The 8,554-nt window shown below is 65.8% G+C and carries 5 protein-coding genes; 3 read left to right on the plus strand and 2 right to left on the minus strand.

The features are described 5' to 3' along the window. The 3 genes from ACFP9U_RS21815 to ACFP9U_RS21825 all read left to right on the plus strand — a co-directional run. The coding region (locus ACFP9U_RS21815) for an efflux RND transporter periplasmic adaptor subunit (RefSeq protein WP_378624705.1) at positions 1-749 on the plus strand (749 nt) is incomplete at its 5' end. A gap of 20 nt (positions 750-769) precedes the next feature. Then, positions 770-3,934 (plus strand): efflux RND transporter permease subunit, encoded by a 3,165-nt coding sequence (locus ACFP9U_RS21820; RefSeq protein WP_378624706.1) that lies wholly within the window; start codon positions 770-772, stop codon positions 3,932-3,934. A gap of 83 nt (positions 3,935-4,017) precedes the next feature. After that, on the plus strand, positions 4,018-4,176 hold the full coding sequence (locus ACFP9U_RS21825) for a DUF3309 family protein (RefSeq protein ID WP_378624707.1): 159 nt from the start codon (positions 4,018-4,020) through the stop codon (positions 4,174-4,176). 46 nt (positions 4,177-4,222) lie between these two features. Here ACFP9U_RS21825 and ACFP9U_RS21830 read toward each other — a convergent pair whose 3' ends face one another. Together ACFP9U_RS21830 and pyc are read right to left on the minus strand one after the other, a co-directional pair. Next, positions 4,223-5,404: an MFS transporter gene (locus ACFP9U_RS21830; protein WP_378624708.1), complete on the minus strand. Its 1,182-nt coding sequence runs from the start codon at positions 5,402-5,404 to the stop codon at positions 4,223-4,225. A 206-nt stretch (positions 5,405-5,610) separates the two neighbouring features. Beyond that, positions 5,611-8,554, minus strand: a 2,944-nt coding sequence (pyc, locus tag ACFP9U_RS21835) for a pyruvate carboxylase (protein ID WP_378624709.1), incomplete at its 5' end; no start/stop codon positions are given.

Here is an 8,554-nt window from a genome sequence, read left to right on the forward strand (position 1 = left end):
CGCAGCGCGAGGCGGAAGCAGCCGCGGCCGAACGTCTCGCCGAGAGCGGCAACATGGCGCGGCTTCAGCTCGATGCGGCCCGGTCCGCGCTTGCAAGCGCCCGGTCCGCGCTGGAAGTCGCGGAGGCCGACATCGACCGCACCAAGGTCTTCGCGCCCTTCCCCGGTGTTGTCGACCGCATCGACGTCGAGGAAGGCAGCGGCCTCCAGCAGGGGGCGGAGATCGCCACGCTTCTGAAGCTCGATCCCATACTCGCCGTCGGCGAGGTCAGCGAGCGCGATCTCGGCCTGGTCAGGAAAGGCGGCGAGGCCGAGGTGCGGCTTGTCAGCGGCGAGACGTTTCGCGGCACGATTCGGCATATCAGCCGCGCCGCTTCTCCGCAGACGAGGACGTTCCGCATCGAGGTGGCCATCCCCAATCCCGACGGCACCGTTCCCGCGGGCATGACGGCCGAGATCGCCGTCGAAGGCAAAACGGTGGAGACCGTCGCGCTGCCGCGCTCGGTCGTCACGCTCAACCAGGACGGCGAACTCGGCGTGCGCGGCGTGGACCGCTCGGGCAAGGTGGATTTCTTCCCGATCGACATCGTCGACGACACGCCGCAAGCCCTCTACCTTGCCGGCATTCCCGCCGACACCCGCGTCATCGTGGCCGGTCAGGACCTCGTCACCGACGGCGAGACGGTGAACGTCCAGATGGCTGATGAGAACGATCTGGCCGGCTCCGTGCTGGGCAAGGCCACCCAGTAGGACGTACGGGACCCAGGCTGATGGATATTGTCCGAATCGCCATCCGCAACGCGCGGCTGACGCTCTCCATCCTGCTGTTTTTCGTGGTGGCGGGTGCTCTGGCCTATCAGAGCATCCCCAAGGAGGCGGAACCGGACGTCCCGATCCCGGTCATCTATGTCAGCCTCGCCTATCAGGGCATCTCGCCGGAGGATTCGGAGCGGCTGCTCCTGCGCCCCATGGAGACGGCGCTGAAGGGCCTCGAAGGCGTGAAGGAGATGCGCTCCGCCGCCTATGAGGGCGGCGGCTTCGTGCTGATCGAATTCCAGGCCGGCTACGACTTTTCCGATGCCATCGACGACGTGCGCGCCAACGTCTCCGACGCGCGGCGCGACCTGCCTTCGGCGGCGGAGGAGCCGACGGTCCACGAGGTCAACGTCTCTGAGTTCCCGATCCTCGTCGTCACCCTGTCGGGCAATCTCCCCGAGCGCGCTCTGACGAATGCCGCCAAGGATCTGCGCGACCGCATCGAGGAGATACCCGGCGTTCTCGAAGGTGCTCTCCAGGGCGCGCGCGACGAGCTCGTGGAGGTGGTCATCGACCCGGTGAAGCTGTCCTCCTACGGGCTGGAGCTCGACCAGCTCGTCAGCGCCGTCAACAGCTCCAACAGCCTGGTGGCCGCCGGCGCGCTGGAGGGCTCGGAGGGGCGTTATGCGGTCAAGGTCCCATCGCTCATCGAGAATGTCGAAGACGTGGCCGGGTTGCCGATCGTGGCAACGTCCGACGCAGTGATCCGGGCACGGGATCTGGCAACCGTTCGTTCCACCTTCACCGATGCCGAGACCATCACCCGGCTCGACGGCCACAGCGCCATCGCCATTGAGGTGAAGAAGCGCGTCGGCGCCAATCTGGTGGAGACGGTGGATGCGGTGAAGGCTGCATCGCAGGAATTCGTCGACAACCTTCCCGGCGGCGTTCAGGTCACCTTCAGCCAGGACAAATCGGTGATGATCCGGGACATGTTGAGCGATCTGCAGAACCATGTGCTGATCGCCGTCATCCTGGTCTTCATCATCGTCCTCTACACGCTCTCCGGCCGGGCCTCGATGCTCATCGGCCTGGCGGTGCCCGCCTCCTTCCTCATGGGCATCTATTTCCTGTCGCTCGCCGGCTACACGGTCAACATGGTCGTGCTGTTCAGTCTGATCCTGGCGGTCGGCATGCTGGTGGACGACGCCATCATCGTCACCGAGTTCGCCGAGCGGCGCATGACGGAAGGCATGCCGCGGGCGCAGGCCTTCGAGCTCGCCGCCAAGCGCATGGCCGGGCCGGTCATCGCCGCGACCCTGACGCGCATCGCCGCCTTCTCGCCGCTGCTCTTCTGGCCCGGCGTGGTCGGCGAGTTCATGAAGTATCTGCCGATCACGCTGATCGTCACACTGTCGGCATCCATGCTCTACGCGCTCATCTTCACGCCCACGCTGGGGGCGCTGATCGCCAAGGCGCATGTGCGCGAAGAGCCGCCGCCGGACGGGTGGTATATCCGCCTCGTCAGGAGAGCCATCCATTATCCCAAAACCGTTCTTCTCTTGACGGTGGCACTGCTCGTCGGCGTCCAGGTCGCCTATTCCAAATATGGCGCCGGCGTCGAGTTCTTCCCCGAAGTCGAGCCGGAATACGGGCTGATGTACGTGCACGCGCGCGGCAATCTCTCGCTGGAAGAGATGGACCGGCTGGTGCGCCCGGCGGAAGAGAAGCTGATCGGCTGGCCGGGCATCGAATCGGTCTACACCCGCATCGGACAGACCCGTGGCGGCGGTCAGGACATCGACGAGGATGTGGTCGGTATTCTCCAGTACGAGTTCATCGACTGGCGCGAGCGCAAGCCGGCGAGCGAGATTCTCGACGACCTGCGCGCGGAGATGGCCAACATACCCGGCGTGGAGGTCGAGGTGCGTGTGCCGGAAGCCGGCCCGCCGACCGGACAGCCGATCCAGGTGCAGCTTTCCGCCTCCGATCCGGACGGCCTCGACGCGCAGGCCATGCAGGTTGCCGATATGCTGGGCCAGATCGATGGCGTCATCGACATCTCCAACGGTCTCCCACCGCCGGGCATCGACTGGGCGGTGCAGGTCGACCGCGCGAAGGCCGCCCAGTACGGCATCAGTCCCGTTTCGGTCGGTACCGTGGTGCAACTCGTCACCAACGGCCTGAAGCTCTCCGAGTACCGTCCGCCCGGCGTCGACGACGCCGTGGATATCCGCCTGCGCCTGCCGGAGGACCGGCGCACGCTCTCCACCCTGGACCAGCTTCGCGTGCAGACCGCCGAAGGTCCGGTGCCGATCTCCAACTTCGTCACCCGCGAACCGGAGCGCAGCAGCGGAATCCTGAACCGTATCGACGCGCGGCGCACCATCACTGTCACCGCGAATATCGCCAGCGGCTATCAGGTGGCCGAGGTGCAGCAGCAGGTCACGTCCGAGCTTGAAGGCATGGATTTCGGCGCCACACGCTGGAAGCTGGCCGGCTCCAGCGAGGAGAGCGACGAGGCGGCCTCCTTCCTCTCGAAAGCGTTCGCCGCGGCGATCTTCCTCATCTTCGTGGTGCTCCTCGCCCAGTTCAACAAGTTCACCAGCGTCTTCCTGGTGCTGATGACCGTGGTGATGGCGACGATCGGCGTCTTCCTCGGCCTGCTGATCACCAATCAGCCCTTCGGCATCGTCATGTCCGGCATTGGCGTCATCGCGCTGGCCGGCGTGGTGGTGAACAACAACATCGTGCTGATCGATACCTATGACCGGCTGCGCGACGAAGGGATGAACAAGTACGATGCGATCATCCAGACCTGCCGCGAGCGCGTGCGCCCGGTGCTCCTGACGGCGATTTCGGCCGTGCTCGGCGTGCTGCCTATCGCCTTCGGTCTCGGTCTGGAGCTCTTCGACCACGAGGTCACCTTCGGGGCGCCGTCCACGCAGTGGTGGATCTCGCTATCAGGCGCGATCGTCTATGGCCTCAGCTTCGCCACCGTTTTGACCCTGATCGTCACGCCCGCCGCGCTCATGGTGTTCACGCGCGAAACCAGGCCGGCTGGTGAGGCGCGGCGCAGCCTGCTGGGCCGCTTTCTGCAGCGCTTCAGGCGGCGCAAAGAAGGAGAGGCCGACCGGGACACGCAGCACGTAACCACCTTCCCGAGGGCCGCCGAGTAGAACCCACCCGGTGCAGCATCGGAACCGGCTGCACCGGGTGCGCGTTATCCCCTCGCTACGCTCATATCGAGAGGGGAGACGCAATGTCGCTCGGCACAATTCTCATAATTATTCTGATACTCGTCCTCATCGGCGCAATTCCGACCTGGCCCTATTCACGCGGCTGGGGCTATGGCCCGTCGGGCATCATCGGGATCATCCTTGTCGTGATCCTCATTCTGGCATTGATGGGCAGAATATGACGCGGCGGCCGGCCCGACGGGCCGGCGGTCTCCATGCCAGCCGGCGTCAACCGTCCGAGGTGGGCGCCGGTTGTGGTGCGATCGTGTCGGCCGGCCGCATCAGGTGGGCCAGGAGCACCACCATGGCAAGAAGGACCGCGAGCCCGGTAAAGATCGGAGCCAAACCGGTGTGCTCGGCCACGAAGCCCACCAGCGAGGGCGCAGCCAGCATGCCCGAATAGCCGATCGTCGTCGCCACGCTCATGCCGGCGGCAGAGGACATGCCCGGCTGATTGCCCGCTGCGGAAAAGGCGATGGGCACCATGTTGGCGATCCCGAGCCCGGTCAGCGCGAAGGCGCAGGTCGCCACGAGCGGGTTCGGCGCGAGCCCGGCGCCCAGCATGCCTATGGCCGCCACGAGGCCGGAAAGGCGCATGGTCGCCACCGCCCCCAGCCTGTTGCGCACCCCATCGCCCAGAAAGCGCATCAAGGCCATCGCGCCCGAGAAGGCGGTGAAGGCGAGGCTCGCCGCGGCAAGGCTGGCGCCCATCTCCTGCCGCAGATAAAGCGCCGCCCAATCCAGAACCGCGCCCTCGGGCACCATCGAAAACAGTGCCACCACGCCGGTCAGATAGATGAGCGGGCTGCGCGGGAAGCCTTTGAAGCCACCCCCTGCGGTCAGCGCCGGCCTGTTTTCGACGATCAGCTTCGGAATAGCCAAAAGCACGAGCGCCAGCGCAACGACCGTCACGGCACCCGCATGCGCCAGATGCCCCCACTGCTCGGCCACCACGCCGCCCGCGCCGGCACCGGCAAAACCACCGAGGCTCCAGAAGCCGTGCGAGGAGGACATGATGGCCCGCTGCAGTCGCCGCTCGACCACCACCGCATTGGCGTTCATGGCGATGTCCATGCTGCCCAGAAGCGCACCGAACAGGATGAGCGCCGCCACCAGCGTCGCCATATTGGGCGCCGCCGCGACCGCCATGAGCGCCGAGGCGCACAAAATCCCCGCGACCCGCATCACGGCGCGGGAGCCGAGCCGCGTGATCAGATAGCCGCAAACTGGCATCGCCGACGCCGCCCCGAGGCCGAAGACGAGAATGAGCAGCCCCAGCACCGCCTCGCTCAGGGAAAACCGGGTGACCAGAAGCGGGATCTGCGGCGCCCAGCTTCCCACCATGAAGCCGTTGACGAAGAAGAAGGTCGCTACGGCCCAGCGGCCTTGAAGTGCGTCGTCCCGTGACATGCAACATCCATCATTTGACCGTCGCCGCTCCGGCGGCAGCGCTTGGAGCGAGACGAGATTATGCCGAGTAATCGCCCGCCGCCGCTTCATCCGGAAGCGGCAGCAAGGCGGAGGCTGTCCGGAAACACACGCGGACCGGACGCACCGGAACATTTCCGTTCCAAGCGGAATTAAATCGATTAAACAGCGCGCGTCAAAGTGCCAGCTCAGCCATTCTGCAGGACCACGAGCAGATCCTTTGCGTCGATCTGATCGCCGGCTTTCACCAACACCTCGGCAACCTTGCCGTCTTGCTCGGCATGCAACGCCGTCTCCATCTTCATCGCCTCGATGGAAAGCAGCACGTCACCTGCCTTGATCTCCTGCCCGGCAGCCACGGCGACGGCGGAAACGACGCCGGGCATCGGCGCGCCGATATGCGCGGCATTTCCGGCTTCCGCCTTGCGCCGGACGGCCAATGCGGAGGCACCGTGCAGCCGGTCCGGCACCTTGACGCGGCGCGGCTGGCCGTTGAGTTCGAAGAACACCGTCACCATGCCCTTCTCGTCCGGCTCGCCGACCGCAAGGCAGCGGATCACGAGCGTCTTGCCGCGCTCGATATCGACGAAGATCTCGTCCTCCTGCTCCATGCCGTAAAAATAGACCGGCGTCGGCAGCACGCTCACGGGACCGTAACTCTCGGTGGCGGTGGCGAAGTCGGTGAAGACCTTCGGATACATCAGCCACGAGGCGAATTCGAAGTCGCTCACGGCTCGGCCGAGCTTCTCTTCGAGCGCCGCGCGATCGCCCTCGAGGTCCGCCGGCGCAAGCAGCGAGCCGGGACGTACGGTGATCGGCTTCTCGCCCTTGAGCACCTTCTTCTGCAGCGCCTTCGGCCACCCGCCCGGCGCCTGGCCGAGATCGCCGTGCAACATGGAGATGACCGATTCGGGAAAGGCGATGTCCTTGTCCGGGTTCTCGACGTCGGCAACCGTGAGGTCCTGGCTGACCATCATCAGCGCCAGGTCACCCACCACCTTGGACGATGGCGTGACCTTGACGATATCGCCGAACATCATGTTGACGTCGCGATAGGTGCGCGCCACGTCGTGCCAGCGGGTCTCGAGCCCGAGCGAGCGCGCCTGCTCCTTGAGATTGGTGAACTGGCCGCCCGGCATCTCGTGCAGGTAGACTTCCGAAGCCGGCCCCTTCAGATCGCTTTCGAAGGCCGCGTACTGGTTGCGCACCGCCTCCCAGTAGAAGGAGATGCGGCGGACCCATTCCATGTCGAGCCCGGTGTCGCGTTCGTCGCCCTTCAGCGCCTCGACGATCGAGCCGAGACAAGGCTGCGAGGTGTTGCCCGACAGCGCGTCCATGGCCGCATCCACCGCATCGACGCCGGCTTCCGCGGCTGCCAGGACCGTCGCCGCCGAAATACCCGAGGTGTCGTGCGTGTGGAAATGAATCGGCAGATCCGTCTCCTCGCGCAGTGCCTTGAAGAGAACGCGCGCGGCGGCCGGCTTCAGGAGCCCGCCCATATCCTTGATCGAGATGATGTGCGCGCCGGCCGCTTCCAGCTCCTTCGTCAGCTTGACGTAGTATTTGAGGTCATACTTGGCGCGCGCCGGGTCGAGCATGTCGCCCGTATAGCAGATGGCCGCCTCGCACAGTTTGCCCTCCGCGCGCACGGCATCCATCGCCACGCGCATGTTCTCCACCCAGTTGAGGCAGTCGAACACGCGGAAGAGATCGATGCCGCCGGCGGCGGCCTGGCGCACGAAATACTGCACCACATTGTCCGGATAGTTCGTGTAGCCGACCCCGTTCGCCCCGCGCAGAAGCATCTGCATGAGCACGTTGGGGGCGGCCTCGCGGACGCGCTGCAGCCGCTCCCACGGATCTTCGGTCAAGAACCGCATGGCCACGTCGAAGGTCGCCCCGCCCCAGCATTCGAGCGAAAGGAGCTCGGGCAGCGCCTTGGCGTAGACCCCGGCGATGCGGGCGATATCGAAGGTGCGCATGCGCGTGGCGAGCAGCGACTGATGCGCGTCGCGCATGGTCGTGTCGGTGACCAGGAGCCGCTTTTCCGCGCGCATCCACTTGGCGAAGTCCTCCGGTCCCAGACGGTCGAAGCGCTGCTTCGTGCCCTCGGGCACCTCGCCTTCCACATAAGGTACGCGCGGTGCGGCGATCTCCGCCTTGGGCCGGGGCCGGTCGCGCGTCTCCGGGTGTCCGTTCACCGTCACGTCGGCCAGATAGTTCAAAAGCTTCGTTGCCCGGTCCTGGCGCTTGACCTGGGTGAAGAGCTCGGGCGTCTCGTCGATGAAGCGGGTCGTGTAGCTGGCATCGCGAAAGCTCTGGTGACTGATGATCGCCTCAAGGAAGGTGAGGTTCGTCGCCACGCCGCGGATGCGGAACTCACGCAAGGCCCGGTCCATCCGCAGGATGGCCTCCTCCGGCGTCGGCGCCCAGGCGGTCACCTTTTCCAGAAGCGGGTCGTAGAAGCGGGTGATCACAGCACCGGAATAGGCGGTGCCGCCGTCGAGCCGGATTCCGAAGCCGGTCGCCCCGCGATAGGCGGTGATGCGGCCGTAGTCGGGGATGAAGTTCTGTTCGGGATCCTCCGTGGTGATGCGGCACTGCAGCGCGTGGCCGTTCAGCTTGATGTCGGTCTGGGCCGGCACGCCCGACGCCGCCTCCCCGATGCGCTCGCCTTCCAGAATGTGGATCTGCGCCTTGACGATGTCGATACCGGTCACCTCCTCGGTGACCGTATGCTCGACCTGGATGCGCGGATTGACCTCGATGAAGTAGAAGGCGCCCGTATCGGCGTCCATGAGGAACTCGACCGTTCCGGCACCGACATAATCGGTGGCCTCGGCGATCTCGCGCGCATAGCCGCAAAGCTCGGCCCGCTGCGCCTCGTCGAGATAGGGGGCCGGCGCGCGCTCGACGACCTTCTGGTTGCGCCGCTGGATGGAGCAGTCGCGCTCGAAGAGATCGACGACGGTACCGTGGGTGTCGCCGAGGATCTGCACCTCGACGTGGCGTGCGCGCTCGACAAGTTTTTCCAGATAGACCTCGTCCTTGCCGAAGGCAGCCCGCGCCTCGCGCTTGGCCTCCGTCACCTCGCGCTCGAGGTCGGCCGCCGCGCGAATGACGCGCATGCCG

This window comes from Nitratireductor sp. GCM10026969, assembly GCF_042660605.1.
Taxonomy (GTDB): Bacteria; Pseudomonadota; Alphaproteobacteria; order Rhizobiales; family Rhizobiaceae; genus Chelativorans.

Coding starts and splice junctions, on each gene's coding strand:
- ACFP9U_RS21820 (WP_378624706.1), top strand. CDS start 770: ATGGATATTGTCCGAATCGCCATCCGCAACGCGCGGCTGACGCTCTCC.
- ACFP9U_RS21825 (WP_378624707.1), top strand. CDS start 4,018: ATGTCGCTCGGCACAATTCTCATAATTATTCTGATACTCGTCCTCATC.
- ACFP9U_RS21830 (WP_378624708.1), bottom strand. CDS start 5,404: ATGTCACGGGACGACGCACTTCAAGGCCGCTGGGCCGTAGCGACCTTC.